We start from the raw sequence: 15,920 nt of genomic DNA on the forward strand, positions 1-15,920 counted from the left end.
TGTGCCTCGTCGTCGTCCACGCGCGGGTGCCGTCAGTTCTCGTCCTCCAGCCAGCCGAAGCTCTTCTCAACGGCCTTGCGCCAGTTGTGGTATTCACGGTCGCGGGCCGACGCCTCCATGGCGGGCGTCCACTCGACGTCCTTCCGCCAGTGCGTCTTGAGCTCGTCCAGGTCGTTCCACACACCGGTGGCGAGGCCGGCCGCGTACGCGGCGCCCAGACAGGTCGTCTCGGACACCATGGGCCGGATCACCGGCACGCCGAGCACGTCCGCCTGGTGCTGCATGAGCAGGTTGTTCTTCGTCATGCCACCGTCCACCTTCAGGGTGGTGATCTGCACCCCGGAGTCCTGGAACATGGCGTCCACGACCTCCCGCGTCTGCCAGCTCGTCGCCTCCAGCACCGCGCGGGCCAGGTGCGCCTTGGTGACGTACCGGGTGAGCCCGGTGACGACACCGCGGGCGTCGGACCGCCAGTACGGCGCGTACAGGCCGGAGAAGGCGGGCACGATGTACGCGCCGCCGTTGTCCTCGACGCTCGCCGCCAGCGGCTCGATCTCGTCGGCGGTACGGATGATGCCGAGCTGGTCCCGGAACCACTGAACCAGCGCACCCGTGATGGCGATCGACCCCTCCAGGCAGTACACCGGCGCCTCACTGCCGATCTTGTACCCCATCGTCGTCAGCAGGCCGTTCTTCGAGGGCACCGGCCGGTTGCCCGTGTTGAGCAGCAGGAAGCTGCCCGTGCCGTACGTGTTCTTCGCCGTGCCCACGTCGTAGCAGGCCTGACCGAACACCGCCGCCTGCTGGTCGCCGAGCGCCGAGGCGACCGGCACGCCCGCGAGCTGGCCGACGGCCGTGCCGTACACCTCGGCGGACGACCTGATCTCGGGCAGGACGGCCTCGGGCACGTTCATCGCGGACAGGATGGAGGCGTCCCACTGAAGGGTCTCCAGGTTCATCAGCATGGTCCGCCCGGCGTTGGTCACGTCGGTGACGTGCTGTCCGCCGTCCGTGCCGCCGGTGAGGTTCCAGATCAGCCAGGAGTCGATCGTGCCGAAGGCGATCTCACCGCGCTCGGCACGTGTCCTGAGGCCGGGCACGTTGTCGAGCAGCCAGGCCGCCTTGGGCCCGGAGAAGTAGCTGGCCAGCGGCAGCCCCGTCTGCTCGCGGAAACGGTCCTGCCCGTCCGGGCCGCCCAGTTGGCTGCACAGCGCGGCCGTACGCGTGTCCTGCCACACGATCGCGTTGTGCACCGGCTTGCCGGTGGCGCGGTCCCACAGGACCGTCGTCTCGCGCTGGTTGGTGATTCCCAGCGCACTGAGCTGGTCGGCGCGCAGACCGGCCTTGGCGATCGCCCCGGCGACCACCGCCTGCACCTTGGACCAGATCTCGGTGGCGTCGTGCTCCACCCAGCCCGGCTTGGGGAAGATCTGGCGGTGCTCACGCTGGTCGACGGCGACGATCGCGCCGTCGTGGTCGAAGACGATGCAGCGGCTGGAGGTGGTGCCCTGGTCGATTGCGGCGACGTACTTCGCGGCGTTGTCCGTCATGGCTACCCCTTGGGCTGGGATTCAGGATGCTGCTCGAAGCTGTTCGGTGGTTGCTGGTTCGGAAGCTGCTCCATCCGGAAACCGCTCAGAAGGCTGCGTTGTAGATGAGGCCCGCGAGCGCTCCGCCGATCAGCGGGCCGACGACCGGGATCCAGGCGTAACCCCAGTCGGAGCCGCCCTTGTTCGGGATCGGCAGGAAGGTGTGCACGAGGCGCGGGCCGAGGTCGCGCGCCGGGTTGATGGCATAGCCGGTGGGCCCGCCGAGGGACAGACCGATGCCGACGACCAGCAGCGAGACGATCAGCACGAGGGTCCCGGACTCACCGAGCCCCGTGGTCAGCCCGAACGCGAGGATCGGCAGGACGAGCGCGACCGTCGCGATGATCTCCGTGACCAGGTTGGCGACCGGGTTCCGGATCTCCGGGATGGTGGAGAAGATGCCGAGCGTCGGCAGCGGTTCCTCCGCCGTGCCCTCGGTGGTCCCCGTCTCCCGGACGTTGGCCTGGAACTGGGCGAAGTACGTGAGATAGCACAGGACGGCGCCGAGCATGGCGCCCGCCATCTGGCCCAGCAGATAGACCCAGACCTTGCCCCACTCGCCGGTGTCCACGGCGATGCCGAGCGTGACGGCCGGGTTGAGGTGCCCGCCGGACAGGGGAGCGGCGGTGTACGCGCCCGCCAGCACACCGAATCCCCAGCCGAAGGCGATCACGATCCATCCCGAGGCTCTCGCCTTGGAATATCTCAGGGTGACGGCGGCGCAGACGCCGGCACCGAACAGGATCAGGATCGCGGTACCGATGGTCTCGCCGACGAAAATGTCTCCGTTGCTCATGGCGGCTCCTAGGCCCTGGGCCGTGGGCCCGTGACGAGCGGCCCCGGCCCTCCGTGCAGGATGCGGTTCCCTTGGCGAACTGCCGAGGGCAGGGAGAGTCCCGCGCCCCGCCCGGCGTCCGCGACGAGCGTGCCGTCGCAGCCGAATCGCCCACGGGGTTCGGGCCTCGGCTCGGATGGGCCCGCGCAGCGCAGTGCCTGAATACGCCGAGAATGTACGGCGATGTCGACTGACACCGGAAGTGTTCACCGGAGCCCAGAGAGCGTCAAGGTCGCCGACGACAACGGTTGAGGGGGCATGCGGCCACCGACTGCCGGCCGCCTCCCACGCGCCGCCGACCGTCCCCGCTCCCCCTCACCTACACCGCTCGCACAGCCGTCACACCCGCCCCCCGACGGATCTCGTGCCCCGGCATCCCGGCGCGCCCCACCACCCAACTCGCCCCGTCCAGCGACTTCGCGGCCCGTTTCAGCGGTGCCAGACAGGCCGCCGCTTCCCGGTGGTCCGTCACACTGCCCGGCACGCACAGCACCGTGGCCAGGGACAGCGTGACGGCACGCCCGCCCGCCGACCAGGGGACGTCCAGCACGGAGGCGGCCAGCGGTTCCAGCCCGTCCGGATCGGCGAGCACCAGGAAGTCGTCGCCGCCGATGTGGCCCACCCGGGCACTGCCGGACACGGCGTGCAGCAGCGCCCGGCCCACGGACCGGATCAGCTCGTCGCCGGCCGCGAAGCCGGCCCCGTCGTTGACCTGCTTGAAGTGGTCCACGTCCAGCCAACTCAGCGCGACCGTCCGCCCGTCCGCGATCCGCCGGTCCACCTCGCCGGTGATCGCGTCCGAACCGGGCAGCCGGGTCAGCGGATTGAGCCCGGCCGCCTCCTCGACCCGGCTCTCGGCCAGCGCCCGGACCAGGTCCGCGAGCCGTACGACGCCCACGCACCGGCCGTACCGGTCGACGACCGCCACGTCGTCCGACGTACGGTCCCGGTCGCCGACCGCCAGCACGTCCAGGACCTCCCACGCGGTGGCGTCCACGCCCACCGTCCTGGGCGGGTCGCCGAGCTTGGCGGCGGGCCGGTCGGCGTACAGGGCATGACCGTAGCGCCCCGACATGGACAGCAGGAAGCGGGACCTGTGCACCGACCGCACCGGCACCCCGTCCTGGTCCACGAGCAGCACCCCGGACACGTCCGGCGACCCCGTCAGCAGCGCCCGCACCCGGCTCGCGGACGCGGTGACGGGCAGCAGTGCGGCGGGCCGTACGAACTCCCGAACCGTCGGCCCCGAACGCGGCGCCCCGACGACCTCGGGGGAGCGGGGCGGGACGTAGACCTCCGCGACGGGCAGCCTGGACGGCGGCGCGAACAACTCGCCCTGCGCGAGCTGCGCACCGGCCGCCAGCGCCCCGGCGCACTGCAGTTCGGTCTCCACCCCCTCGACGCACAGCAACGCACCCACCTCGTCGCACAGGGTCCGCATCGCCCGCACCGCCGCCGGCCGCGCCAGCAGTGACGCGTCGAGTTTCACCAGGTCGGGCCCCATGTCGGTGAGCAGCCGCAGGGGTACGTCCCCGTCACCGACGCCGTCCGCGCTGATCCGGAACCCCTGCCGGCGCAGCCCGGCCACCGCCTCCAGCAGCGCTCGCTGCGGTACGTGGATGTACGGCGGGCCGACGTCGATCGTCACCTCCCACGGCAGCCGCCCCGCCTGGCGCACGGCGTCGTGCAGCGGCGTGAGTCCGCCGAGGTCGGCGAGCGTGCCGGCGAACACGTTGACGTGCAGCGGCAGCAGTGTCTCCCTGCGAACCGCCGAACGCATCGCCAACACCGCGAGCCGGCCGTCGAGTTCGGGGTCACGACGGGCCTCGGCCAGAACGTCCCCGGACTCCGGGCGGGCGAGTATCTCCAGCCCCGCGACCCCGCCTGTCGTCAGATTGACCACCGGCTGGAAGGCGAAGCGGAGAGTATCCGTCCAGGAGTGCACGGGAGCATGATGGCGCCGCCGGCGCACGCCCAGGCCCAGTTCATGAGACGTTCACACAGCATTCCCGGCCGGTCACGCAGCGTACGGGAAAGCCCTTGCACCCACCGTGGCCCGCTGACGGCCGCCCGGACTCCGGCCGCTCGCCGCTCACCGCACCGCGATCACCGCCGAACCGTGCCCGAACAAGCCCTGGTTCGCCGTGATCCCCACCCGTGCGCCCGCGACCTGCCGGTCACCCGCCACCCCCCTCAACTGCCAGGTCACCTCGCAGACCTGGGCGATCGCCTGCGCCGGCACGGCCTCTCCGAAGGAGGCCAGCCCACCGCTCGTGTTGACCGGTATACGCCCGCCCAGGGCCGTCGTCCCCTCCCGCAGCAGCTTCGCCCCCTCACCCTCTCCACACAGCCCCAGATCCTCGTACCACTGCAACTCCAGCGCGGTGGAAAGGTCGTACACCTCGGCGAGGGAGACGTCCTCGGGCCCGATGCCGGCCTCCTCGTAGGCCGCCCGGGCGAGGGACGACCGGAAGGTCTCGGCGTCGGGTCCTGCGGCCGGCGCGGAGTCCGTCGCGATATCCGGCAGGTCCAGCACGGTCTGGGGGTAGCGCGGCGTCACCGTGGACACGGCCCGGATCCGCACCGGATCGGCCGCCCCGTGACGGCGCGCGAAATCCATGCTGGACAGCACCACGGCTGCGCCGCCGTCGGAGGTCGCGCAGATGTCGAGCAGCCGCAGCGGATCGGCGACCACGGCGGAGACGGCGACCTCCTCGGCGGTGACCCGCTTGCGGTAGCGGGCATGCGGATTGAGTGCGCCCAGGGCGGAGTTCTTCACCTTGACCTGCGCGAAGTCCTGCGTGGTGTCGCCGTGCACGGCCATCCGTCGGCGCGCGTACAGCCCGAAGTAGGTGGGGTTGGTCGCTCCGAGGACCCGGAAGCGCAGCCAGTCCGGATCATCGGGCCGGTCTCCGCCCGCCGGCCGGAAGAACCCCTTCGGTGCGGCATCGGCGCCGACCACGAGCACCACGTCCGCGAGACCGGACAGTATCTGCCCGCGCGCGACGTCGACGGCCTGCGCCCCGGACGCGCACGCCGCGTACACGCTCGTGACCCGCGCCCCCTGCCAGCCCAGCGCCTTCGCGAACGTCGCCCCCGCCACATATCCCGGGTAGCCCCCGCGCACGGTGTCCGCGCCGACGATCGAGCCGACGTCCCGCCACTCCAGCCCGGCGTCGGCAAGCGCCGCGCGGGCCGCCACCACTCCGTACCCGACGAAGCCGCGCCCCCATTTGCCCCACGGGTGCATGCCCGCGCCGAGCACCGCCACCTCACCTGTCACTCCGTCACCCCCGTCGGCCGCCACTTCCAGGTCGTCCAGATGGTCTCCGCGTCCTCATGGAGCACCCCGGGCACGACCTCCACCTCCATACCCACCGCCAGATCACCGACGGTGATCCCGGGGACCGCCTGTCCCAGCACCACCATCCGCTCTGCCTCCAGCTCCACAGCGATCAACGTGCACGGCTCCCACGGAAGTTCCGGATCGGTCACATAGGGTGACGGAGGTCGGTACTGGCTGTCCGTGTACGACCAGATGCGTCCGCGCCGGGAGAGCGGAACCGCCTCCAGGTCGCCGCCGGGACACCCGGGATTGCGGCAGTGGTCGTCCTCGCGGGGGAAGAACACCGAGGCACATGCGCGGCAACGCGTGCCGAGCAGCCTGAAGTCGTCCCCGTCGCCGGCGAACCACCCCTCGACCACCGGCGTATGAGTGCGCGACAAGGTCCCTCCCCGACACCGAATCTGACGGAACGTCAGAAGTGTGCCACGGGCGGCGCCGCATGGGCAGGGGCGCCGTCGCAGTGCTCCCTTCGAGGCGGACTGCATCCGATCGCTTCCCCCACGGAACACACTCCTGATAGACGCAGGAGACATGACACGACTGACGAGCACACTGCGCGGGCTGGTCACCCTGTGCACCGCCCTGCTGGCCGTGGCCACCGCGTCCGCCACAGCCCGGGCGAGCACCGACCCGAAGGCGCCGGACACCTTCGTGGCCCTGCGAACCGTGGACCCGACGATCCTCCAGGAGATGCGTTACTTCACCCCGCACAACTTCGTCGGCGAGCGCATCGACGGCTACCGCCAACCGCTGTGCATCCTCACCCGCCCCGCCGCCGAGGCACTCCACCGGGCACAGGTGAACCTCCTGCGCCAGGGCTACACCCTCAAGGTGTACGACTGCTACCGGCCGCAGCACGCCGTGGACCACTTCGTGCGCTGGGCGAAGGACCTCGACGACCAGGCCATGAAGAGCGAGTTCTACCCGGACGTCGACAAGACCCGGCTGTTCGAGGACGGTTACATCGCCGAGAAATCCGGTCACAGCCGCGGCTCGACCATGGACCTCACGATCGTGAAGCTCCCCGCGAAGCCGACCAGGCCGTACGTCCCGGGGGAGCCCCTGGCGCCCTGTTACGCCCCCAAGAGCGAGCGTTTCCCGGACAACTCCGTCGACATGGGCACCGGCTTCGACTGCTTCGACACCCTCTCGCACACCCTCGACCCGCGCATCCAGGGCGAACAGCGGACCAACCGGCTGCTCCTCAAGAGCACCCTGGAGAGCCTCGGCTTCGTGAACCTCGCCGAGGAGTGGTGGCACTACACCTACAAGCCCGAGCCCTATCCGGACACCTACTTCGACTTCCCGGTGTCCGCGAAGTCGCTGACCAACAGCCGTTGAACCCGGACCGACCGCAATGAGGCCACCTCCGGAAGACGCCCTTCCGATGATCGGATACAGTCCGCCGCGTGTCCGAAACTCAGCACTCCATCCCCAACTCCCCGCCCGGCTCCCACTGTTCCGCCTGTGGAGCTCCCTACGGAGCGGGCGTCTCCGGCTGGCCCCGCACCTGTCCGGCCTGCAAGACCGTCGCCTACCGCAACCCGCTCCCCGTCGCGGTGGCCCTCCAGCCCGTGTACGACACCCAGGGCTCCGCTCTGGTGGTCATCACCCGGACCGTCGCCCCCGCGCGCGGAGGCATCGCGTTGCCCGGCGGCTACATCGACGACCGCGAGGACTGGCGGCACGCCCTCGTCCGTGAACTCAAGGAGGAGACCGGCATCGACGCGGCGAGCCGCGACGTACGACTCGTCGACGCGCTGAGCTCGCCCGACGGGCACCTCCTGCTGTTCGGTGCTCTGCCGGACCGCCCGGCCGACAGCCTCGCGCCCTCCGAGGCCACGGACGAGACAGAAGGCTGGCACCTCCTGCGGCGGCCGGAGGAGCTCGCCTTCCCCCTGCACACGCTGGCCGTCCGGGCCTGGTTCGAGGGCCGGTACCTCTGACCTCAGCCGGTCTGCAGCCCGCGTACGCGCACCGGGTGAGGCGGCTCGCTCACGCCGTCCTCACCCTCCCGCTCGACGACCACCCGTGAGCCCTCCCAGCGAGTGACATAGCGCTCGATCTCCGGCTCCTCCCAGCCGTCACCCCCGTCCGGCACCACCAGCCCGCCCCCGGTACGTCCCCGGGCGGGCGCCCAGACCTCCAGTTCCAGCCCGCCGTCGTCGCCGCGCACCGGAATGACGGCGCCCGCCCGCGCGAGCACGGGTATCCGAGACAGCGGAGCGTCCACCAGGACCTGCGCCGGCCCCTCGTAGGCCCGCCCCGTAGCCGTGTCGTACCAGCGGCCCCGCGGCAACCGCACGGCACGCCGGTCCGCGCCCGGATCGAGCACCGGCGCCACCAGCAGGCAGTCGCCCAGCACGAACGCGTCCTCACAGTCCCGCAGCGCGCGGTCCTCGGGCGCCGACCACCACAGGGGACGCACATAGGGAGCCCCCGTATGGCGGGCCAGATGCGCGAGCGTCACGAAATACGGCAACAGGCGACGGCGTTCGACCAGCGCCACGCGCGCGTGCTCCAGCACCTCCGCACCGAACTCCCACGGCTCCCGGCGCCCGGCCCGCAGACTCGCATGCGTGCGGAAGAGCGGCAGATACGCGCCCAGTTGGAACCATCTCAGATACAGCTCGGGCGACGGGCTCCCGTCGAAGCCGCCCACGTCCGGCCCGGAATACGGCACCCCGCACAGCCCCAGCCCCACGACCAGCGACAGCGACGCGCGCAGCCCCGGCCAGCCCGTGGCGACATCGCCGGACCACGCCCCGCCGTAGCGCTGCATCCCCGCCCAGCCGGAGCGCGAGAAGACAAAAGGACGCTTCTGGGGGGCCAGTTCGCGCAACCCCTCGTATCCCGCCCGGGCCATGCACAGCGCGTACACGTTGTGCGCCTCACGATGGTCCCCGCCCCGCCCCTCCAGGAAATGCCTGGCCGACCGCGGCAACGTGGACTCGCCGAAGGCCGTGAACGAGGTGGGTTCGTTCATGTCGTGCCAGAACCCCGAAAAGCCCTGCGCGAGCCGCTCCTCGTAGAGGCGCCCCCACCACTGACGCACGCGCGCGTGCGTGAAGTCCGGATGGGCGGCCTCCCCGGGCCACACGACACTCCGCACGAGCCGTCCGCCCGCGTCCCGCACGAACGCGTCCTCGGCCGTCCCACTGTCGAACACGGTGCTGCCCGGCTCGGCCTTGACGGCGGGATCGACGATCGACACCAGCCGGATCCCGTCCCGCCCCAACTCATCGGCCAGCACCGGCAACTTGGGGAAACGATCCTGATCGACGGTGAACACCTGGTGCGCGTCGTAGTGGTCGATGTCCAGATGGACCGCGTCGAGGGGCAGCCCCCGCTCCTGATAGCCCGAAACGATCCGTCGGACCTCCTGCTCATCACCGAAGCCCCACCGCGCGTGATGATGACCGAGCGCCCAGGCCGGCGGCAGCGCCGGCGCCCCGGTGAGCGAGGCCCAGGCGAGCAGCACGCGCGCGGGGGTGCCCACCACCACCCAGGAACGCAGCGGCCCCCCGTCCATCCGCAGCTCGCACGTGCCTGCCCGGTCATGACCGGACCCGGCGCCCTCCTCGCCCTCCCGCAGCGTCACCGTGCCGTCCCACGAGGTGTCGTGGAACACCAGATGCGTCCCCGCGTCGGCCACCACCAGCTGCACCGGCATCGTCACGTACAGCGGATCGTCGTCCGGGCCGAACGGCCGGCCCGGATCCGTGTTCCAGAGCCGGTACGCCCCGTCCCGCAGCCGGGGCCCCGAAGCACGCCCGCCGAGTCCGAAGAACCGCGCGTCCGAGGCGACCTCCGAGCGCTGCATCCACCGCGCCGGCCCGCCGCCGACCGGATCCCACCACCGGGGCGGCAGATCCCGGCGCAGCGTCACTCCTCCGGGCGTGAGCACCTCGATCGCGCCGTGCCGCGAGACGACGACCGTCACCCGCTCGGCCACGACCCGCCAGCCGCCGTCCTTGTCCGGTTCCAGCAGCGCCCGCGGGTCCGGCTCCGGACACCGGTCGGCGAGCGCGTACGACGGCTCGGGACCGGCCCCGTCCCAGCCCCAGAACACGGCTCCGTTCACCGCGACGGTGATCCGCAGCTCGGAACGGCTGAACCGGAGAAGACCGCCTCCCGGACCCGGCTCCACGTCCCGCACGGGGCCGGGCACCCGAGCCCGTTCGGCCCCGCGCGGCGGCAGCCCGGAGGCATCGGCACGCCTCCTGCGCCACGCGGCTCGCACGGTACGCAACCCCTGGGCCGCCCCCGCCGAACCGACTGCCTTCACCGAACGCACCAGGTCACGACCGTCCATGCTGCTCAGCCTGCCATCGACCGGCCCACATATGCGTCTCGTTCAACTGCCGTTCACCCGTGCCGGGACCACATCTTCACGACACGGACTATGTGCGGCGCCCCCTGGTGTTGGAATTGATCACATGGCATCGTCCGTGTCAGCCGCGTCACGCGCACACCCAGCCCGTGCGCGGAGGACGCACACGACGCGCACAGTCCGGGAGCCGCCCCATGCCGACCATGAACCCGCAGCCGCTCTGGCAGCCCGATCCGGAACGCATCGCCCAGGCCCAGGTCACCAGATTCCAGACCTGGGCGGCGGAACGCCACGGCGCCCCTTCAGACGGCGGCTACCCCGCACTGCACCGCTGGTCCGTCGACGAGCTCGACACGTTCTGGAAAGCCGTCACGGAGTGGTTCGACGTACGGTTCTCGACCCCCTACGCGCGCGTACTCGGGGACCGCTCGATGCCCGGCGCCCGGTGGTTCCCCGGAGCGACCGTGAACTACGCCGAGCACGCCCTGCGGGCCGCCGAGACCCGCGCGGACGAACCGGCCCTCCTCCACGTCGACGAAACCCACGACCCGGTCCCCGTGACCTGGTCCGAACTGCGCCGTCAGGTCGGCGCCCTGGCCGCCGAGCTGCGCACGCTCGGCGTTCGCCCCGGTGACCGCGTCAGCGGCTACCTCCCCAACATCCCGCAGGCCGTCGTCGCCCTCCTGGCCACCGCCGCCGTAGGCGGGGTGTGGACCTCCTGTGCCCCCGACTTCGGCGCCCGGAGCGTCCTGGACCGCTTCCAGCAGGTGGAACCGGTGATCCTCTTCACCGTCGACGGCTACCGCTACGGCGGCAAGGAGCACGACCGCCGCGACACGGTCGCCGAGCTGCGCCGCGAACTGCCCACCCTGCGCGCCGTCGTCCACATCCCCCTCCTCGGCACCGAGGCTCCCGAAGGCGCCCTGGAGTGGTCGGCCCTGACGGCCGCCGACACGGAGCCCGTCTTCGAGCAGGTCCCCTTCGACCACCCCCTCTGGGTGCTCTACTCCTCGGGCACGACCGGCCTGCCCAAGGCCATCGTCCAGTCCCAGGGCGGCATCCTCGTGGAGCACCTCAAGCAGCTCGGCCTGCACTGCGACCTGGGCCCTGAGGACCGCTTCTTCTGGTACACGTCCACCGGCTGGATGATGTGGAACTTCCTCGTCTCCGGCCTCCTCACGGGCACCACGATCGTGCTCTACGACGGCAGCCCCGGCTACCCGGACACAGGCGCCCAGTGGCGGGTCGCCGAACGCACGCAGGCCACCCTCTACGGCACCTCGGCCGCGTACGTCATGGCCTGCCGCAAGGCCGGCGTGCACCCCGGCCGCGACCACGACCTCTCCAGGGTGCGGTGCGTCGCCACCACCGGCTCGCCCCTGCCGCCCGACGGCTTCCGCTGGCTGCACGACGAGGTCCGCGAGGACCTGTGGATCGCGTCCGTCAGCGGCGGCACGGACGTCTGCTCCTGCTTCGCCGGAGCCGTACCGACCCTCCCCGTGTACATCGGCGAGCTCCAGGCCCCCGGACTGGGCACGGACCTGCAGTCCTGGGACCCCAGCGGACAGCCCCTGACCGACGAGGTCGGCGAGCTCGTCGTCACCAATCCCATGCCGTCCATGCCGATCCGCTTCTGGAACGACCCGGACGGCAGCCGGTACCACGACAGCTACTTCGACACCTATCCCGGAGTGTGGCGCCACGGCGACTGGATCACCGTCACCTCGCGCGGCTCGGTCGTCATCCACGGCCGCTCCGACTCGACGCTCAACCGCCAGGGCGTCCGCATGGGCTCGGCCGACATCTACGAAGCCGTCGAACGTCTGCCCGAGATCAAGGAATCGCTCGTCATCGGCATCGAACAGCCCGACGGCGGCTACTGGATGCCTCTCTTCGTACACCTGATCCCGGAAGCCACCCTCGACGAGACCCTACTGAACCGCATCAAGCAGACCATCCGCGAACAGCTCTCCCCCCGCCACGTCCCCGACGAGGTCATCGAGGTGCCCGGCATCCCGCACACCCTCACCGGCAAACGCATCGAGGTCCCCGTGAAGCGCCTGCTCCAGGGGACCCCCTTGGAAAAGGCCATCAACCCAGGCTCCATCGACAACCTCGACCTGCTCCGCTTCTACGAGGACCTGGCCCACAAACACGCCTGATCCACACATCCCCAGCCCGAGACCGTCCACGACCGCCCCGACGCGGACACCGTTGTCAGTGCCGCCGATTACTGTGAGTGAGCATTGATCGACCGCACACAGGGGGAACCATGGCGCACACCGACCACCAGACCATGCGACGCGTCCTGCGCCGCGAAATCGCCGGCACCATCGGCCTGCTGACCGACGAGCACGACTTCCACGCCATGCGGCGCTACCCCAGCTTCACCTTCGACGACCACAGGACCTACCTGCGACAAGTCGAAGACCTCCTCCAAACCCGCGCCGCGCAGGGCAGCCACACCACCGTCGCCCTCTTCGACCCACAGGAGTACGCCGAGTTCTGCACGGCCGCAGGCCTCGACCCGGACGTCCAGTCCAGCCGCACCCGCTTCACAGCGGACCTCGCGGCAACGGGCCCGACCATCCCCTACGACGGCCGGCCCTTGGCCGACCTCGTACCGGCCCTCGTCGACGAAGCCGTCCGGCAGGCGACCTGGGAGTACGCGAGCACCCTGCTGGCGCGCCTCGGCGCCTGTGCCGCCTGCGGCGAGGACATCGGCCGGGCAGCCTTCGTCCGCGCCTCCCATCTCCTCGTCCGCATCCTCGAAACAGCCGAGAGCGGAGACCGCCACCTCGTCTGCAACGTCACGGGCGCCCCGGAAGCACTCGTGTCCGTTCTCCGCACAGAGAAGGAGAGCGACGGCACCACGCACCTCGACGAGGCCGAAGCCCTCGAATTCACCACCGTCCTTGCCCTCGGCCTCGCCACCCACGGACCTGGCGGCCTCGTCATGCGCACCAGCACCCCCGGCGCCCCGGACCGCATCTACGGCTGGCGCATGCGCGGAGAGGGCCTCGAACCCCTCACTGCCGGAGAAGTCTTCGACGCCTACTGCACCGACATCGACTCCGGTGACCTCATCTCCCCCGAATCGGACGTCGACTACTGCGTGCCGCCCGAGCTCGGTGACATGGGGCAGACGCCGGGACACCACCACTGAACGCAGGAGGGGCGCCCCACCCGCAGGTGGAGCGCCCCTCACGACACGGCCAGGATGGCCGGGCCGACTGTTACTCGCCGGACAACACGGCCTGTGCCGCGGTGCGCGCTTCCTCAGCACTGTCCGAAGCCCGCGCGGCAGCCGCGGCCCGCTCACACTGCGCCAGCGTGTACTTCGCCAGCGTCCCCCGAACGTAAGGGATCGACGCCGCACCCATGGAAAGAGAGGTGACGCCCAGACCGGTCAGCACACAGGCGAGCAGCGGGTCGGACGCGGCCTCGCCGCAGACCCCACAGCTCTTGCCCTCGGCCTTCGCCGCGTCGGCGGACAGCGCGACCAGGTCGAGCAGCGCGGGCTGCCAGGGATCCTGCAGACGGGACACCGCACCCACCTGACGGTCAGCGGCGAAGGTGTACTGCGCGAGGTCGTTGGTCCCCAGGGACAGGAACTCGACCTCCTGCAGAATCGAGCGCGCCCGCAGCGCGGCCGACGGGATCTCCACCATCGCGCCGAACTTCGCCCGCAGCCCGGCTTCACGGCACGCGTCCGCGAACGCCCTCGCGTCGGCACGGTCCGCCACCATCGGAGCCATGACCTCGAGGTACACCGGCAGCCCCTCGGCAGCCTTGGCGAGCGCGGTCAGCTGCGTGCGGAGCACATCGGGGTGGTCGAGCAGCGACCGCAGGCCACGCACGCCCAACGCCGGGTTCGGCTCATCGGCCGGCGTGAGAAAGTCCAGCGGCTTGTCCGCCCCCGCGTCCAGCACACGCACCACGACACGTCCCTCAGGGAACGCCTCGAGCACCTGACGGTAGGCGTCGACCTGCTTCTCCTCCGACGGAGCGTTCTTGCTGTCGTCGAGGAACAGGAACTCGGTACGGAACAGACCGACACCCTCCGCCCCGGCCTCGACGGCCGCCGGCACGTCGGCCGGACCGCCGATGTTCGCGAGCAGCGGCACCTTGTGACCGTCGGAGGTGACGCCCGGCCCCGTGGAGGCGGCCAGCGCGGCCTTGCGCTGGGCAGCCTCGGCCGCCATCTGCGTCTTCCGTTCCCCAGTGGGGTTCACGAAGATCTCGCCGGTGCTCCCATCCACCGCGATCATCGTGCCCTCGGCCAGCTCACTCGCTCCGGGCAGCGCCACCACTGCCGGGACGCCGAGCGCCCGGGCGAGAATCGCACTGTGGCTCGTCGGCCCGCCCTCCTCGGTGACGAAGCCGAGGACCAGCGTCGGGTCCAGAAGCGCGGTGTCGGCCGGCGCGAGGTCCCGCGCAATGAGGACGTACGGCTCGTCGCTGTCCGGGACACCCGGCATAGGCACCCCGAGCAAGCGTGCGACGATACGATTCCGCACGTCATCGAGGTCGGCCACACGACCGGCCAGGTACTCACCAGCTCCGGCGAGCAGGGCCCGGTAAGCGGCGAAAGCGTCGTACACCGCACGCTCGGCCGTGCTCCCGACGGTGATACGCCGCTCCACGTCCGCCATCAGCTCGGGGTCCTGAGCCATCATGGCCTGCGCCTCGAGCACCGCCTGGGCTTCACCCCCGGCCAGGTTCCCGCGTGCCATCAGGTCGGCCGCCACAGCCTCGACGGCTTTGCGGGCGCGCCCCTGTTCACGCCCCGCGTCCTCCGGTGGGCTCTGCTTGGCAGGCGGTTCCAGCACCGCCGTTCCCATGTGCCGAACCTCGCCGATCGCCACACCATGGCTCACGCCGACGCCTCGCAGCGTTGTCTCCATCTCACCCGTCCCGATAGTGCGGCGGGTCCCGCCGCCGCGGTGGTTGTCCCCTACTTGCCGTCATCGGACGGCGCCGACGTCACTTCCAGACGAAGAGACTGTCGCCGGACTTCACGTCGCCGTCCTCGCGGAGCTCGGCGAGCGCCTCGGCCGTGGCCTCGAGTGCCACGATCGGGCAGACCGGAGACTTGCCGGCGGCCTCGACCGCCGCCGGATTCCAGCGCACCACGCTCTGGCCACGCGTGACGGTGTCGCCCTTGTTCACGAGCAACTCGAAGCCCTGACCGTTGAGCTGCACCGTGTCGATACCGAGGTGGGTGAGTACGCCGTGTCCTGTCTCGTCGACGACGACGAAAGCGTGCGGATGCAGCGAGACGATGACTCCGTCCATGGGCGCGACAGCCTCGGAAGGCTCACGCACGGGGTCGATGGCCGTGCCGGGGCCGACCATGGCCCCGGAGAAGACCGGATCGGGCACCGCTGCCAGTCCGATGGCGCGTCCAGCAAGAGGGGACGTCACGGTGGTCATGGGAAGCCTCCCAGGGGTGGAGATCTATATGGACACCGTCACTGCCTGTCCCGGACGGCGCGCTGATCAGCAGGGTAGCTCCCGATTAGAGGTCTAGACCACACCTCCAAATCGATTTGCACCTGCTCCGCGGCCCCGTGTACAGTCGTACTCCTGCTCGGGGCTGAGCGACGCACACTTAGCGTCCTTGCCTGGCAGCACCCAACTTGGCAGATCCTATCTCGGGGTCACCTTCTGCATGCCTGCAGGACGGTGGTCAGAGGGCCGGAAAATCACTGCTAGAGTTGGAAACGCAAGACCGAAGGGAAGCCCGGAGGAAAGCCCGAGAGGGTGAGTACAAAGGAAGCGTCCGTTCCTTGAGAACTCAACAGCGTGCCAAAA

12 protein-coding genes are annotated in these 15,920 nt (G+C 70.6%); 4 read left to right on the forward strand and 8 right to left on the reverse strand.

The features are described from left to right. Positions 1–32 precede the first annotated feature (32 nt). From glpK to ACZ5XS_RS39740, 5 genes are all read right to left on the reverse strand, one after another. A complete protein-coding gene (glpK, locus tag ACZ5XS_RS39720; protein ID WP_468659830.1) occupies positions 33–1,550 on the reverse strand; it encodes a glycerol kinase GlpK in 1,518 nt (505 codons plus the stop codon). Between the two features lie 85 nt (positions 1,551–1,635). Then, positions 1,636–2,385 (reverse strand): MIP/aquaporin family protein, encoded by a 750-nt coding sequence (locus tag ACZ5XS_RS39725; protein WP_468659832.1) that lies wholly within the window; start codon positions 2,383–2,385, stop codon positions 1,636–1,638. A 358-nt stretch (positions 2,386–2,743) separates the two neighbouring features. Then, positions 2,744–4,369 carry an EAL domain-containing protein gene (locus ACZ5XS_RS39730; protein ID WP_468659834.1) on the reverse strand — a complete coding sequence of 542 codons (1,626 nt, stop codon included), beginning with the start codon at positions 4,367–4,369 and terminating at the stop codon, positions 2,744–2,746. Between the two features lie 147 nt (positions 4,370–4,516). Next, positions 4,517–5,707 (reverse strand): lipid-transfer protein, encoded by a 1,191-nt coding sequence (locus ACZ5XS_RS39735; protein WP_468659836.1) that lies wholly within the window; start codon positions 5,705–5,707, stop codon positions 4,517–4,519. Further along, complete coding sequence (locus tag ACZ5XS_RS39740; protein ID WP_468659854.1) at positions 5,704–6,129, reverse strand: Zn-ribbon domain-containing OB-fold protein; 426 nt, start codon at positions 6,127–6,129, stop codon at positions 5,704–5,706. Before ACZ5XS_RS39740 ends, ACZ5XS_RS39735 begins: the two co-directional genes overlap by 4 nt. 172 nt (positions 6,130–6,301) lie before the next feature. On the opposite strand from ACZ5XS_RS39740, the gene ACZ5XS_RS39745 reads away from it, so the two are divergent. Continuing rightward, positions 6,302–7,111: a M15 family metallopeptidase gene (locus tag ACZ5XS_RS39745; protein WP_468659838.1), complete on the forward strand. Its 810-nt coding sequence runs from the start codon at positions 6,302–6,304 to the stop codon at positions 7,109–7,111. 68 nt (positions 7,112–7,179) lie between these two features. Next, positions 7,180–7,716: an NUDIX domain-containing protein gene (locus ACZ5XS_RS39750; protein ID WP_468659840.1), complete on the forward strand. Its 537-nt coding sequence runs from the start codon at positions 7,180–7,182 to the stop codon at positions 7,714–7,716. Positions 7,717–7,718: 2 nt separating this feature from the next. Here ACZ5XS_RS39750 and ACZ5XS_RS39755 read toward each other — a convergent pair whose 3' ends face one another. Then, positions 7,719–10,085 (reverse strand): glycoside hydrolase family 31 protein, encoded by a 2,367-nt coding sequence (locus ACZ5XS_RS39755; RefSeq protein WP_468659842.1) that lies wholly within the window; start codon positions 10,083–10,085, stop codon positions 7,719–7,721. 212 nt (positions 10,086–10,297) lie between these two features. Between ACZ5XS_RS39755 and ACZ5XS_RS39760 the strand changes: the two genes are divergently transcribed. Together ACZ5XS_RS39760 and ACZ5XS_RS39765 are read left to right on the forward strand one after the other, a co-directional pair. Next, a complete protein-coding gene (locus tag ACZ5XS_RS39760) occupies positions 10,298–12,265 on the forward strand; it encodes an acetoacetate--CoA ligase (RefSeq protein WP_468659844.1) in 1,968 nt (655 codons plus the stop codon). Positions 12,266–12,375: 110 nt separating this feature from the next. Next, positions 12,376–13,269 carry a hypothetical protein gene (locus ACZ5XS_RS39765; protein ID WP_468659846.1) on the forward strand — a complete coding sequence of 298 codons (894 nt, stop codon included), beginning with the start codon at positions 12,376–12,378 and terminating at the stop codon, positions 13,267–13,269. A 70-nt stretch (positions 13,270–13,339) separates the two neighbouring features. Here the strand turns inward: ACZ5XS_RS39765 and ptsP are convergent, their stop codons facing one another. Both ptsP and ACZ5XS_RS39775 read right to left on the reverse strand, forming a co-directional pair. Next, a complete protein-coding gene (ptsP, locus tag ACZ5XS_RS39770; RefSeq protein ID WP_468659848.1) occupies positions 13,340–15,010 on the reverse strand; it encodes a phosphoenolpyruvate--protein phosphotransferase in 1,671 nt (556 codons plus the stop codon). Positions 15,011–15,089: 79 nt separating this feature from the next. Beyond that, the gene (locus tag ACZ5XS_RS39775; protein ID WP_468659850.1) at positions 15,090–15,539 is read right to left on the reverse strand and encodes a PTS sugar transporter subunit IIA; all 450 of its coding nucleotides are present in this window, start codon (positions 15,537–15,539) and stop codon (positions 15,090–15,092) included. Positions 15,540–15,920 lie beyond the last annotated feature (381 nt).

The sequence above is a fragment of the Streptomyces sp. NPDC033131 genome, assembly GCF_055578365.1.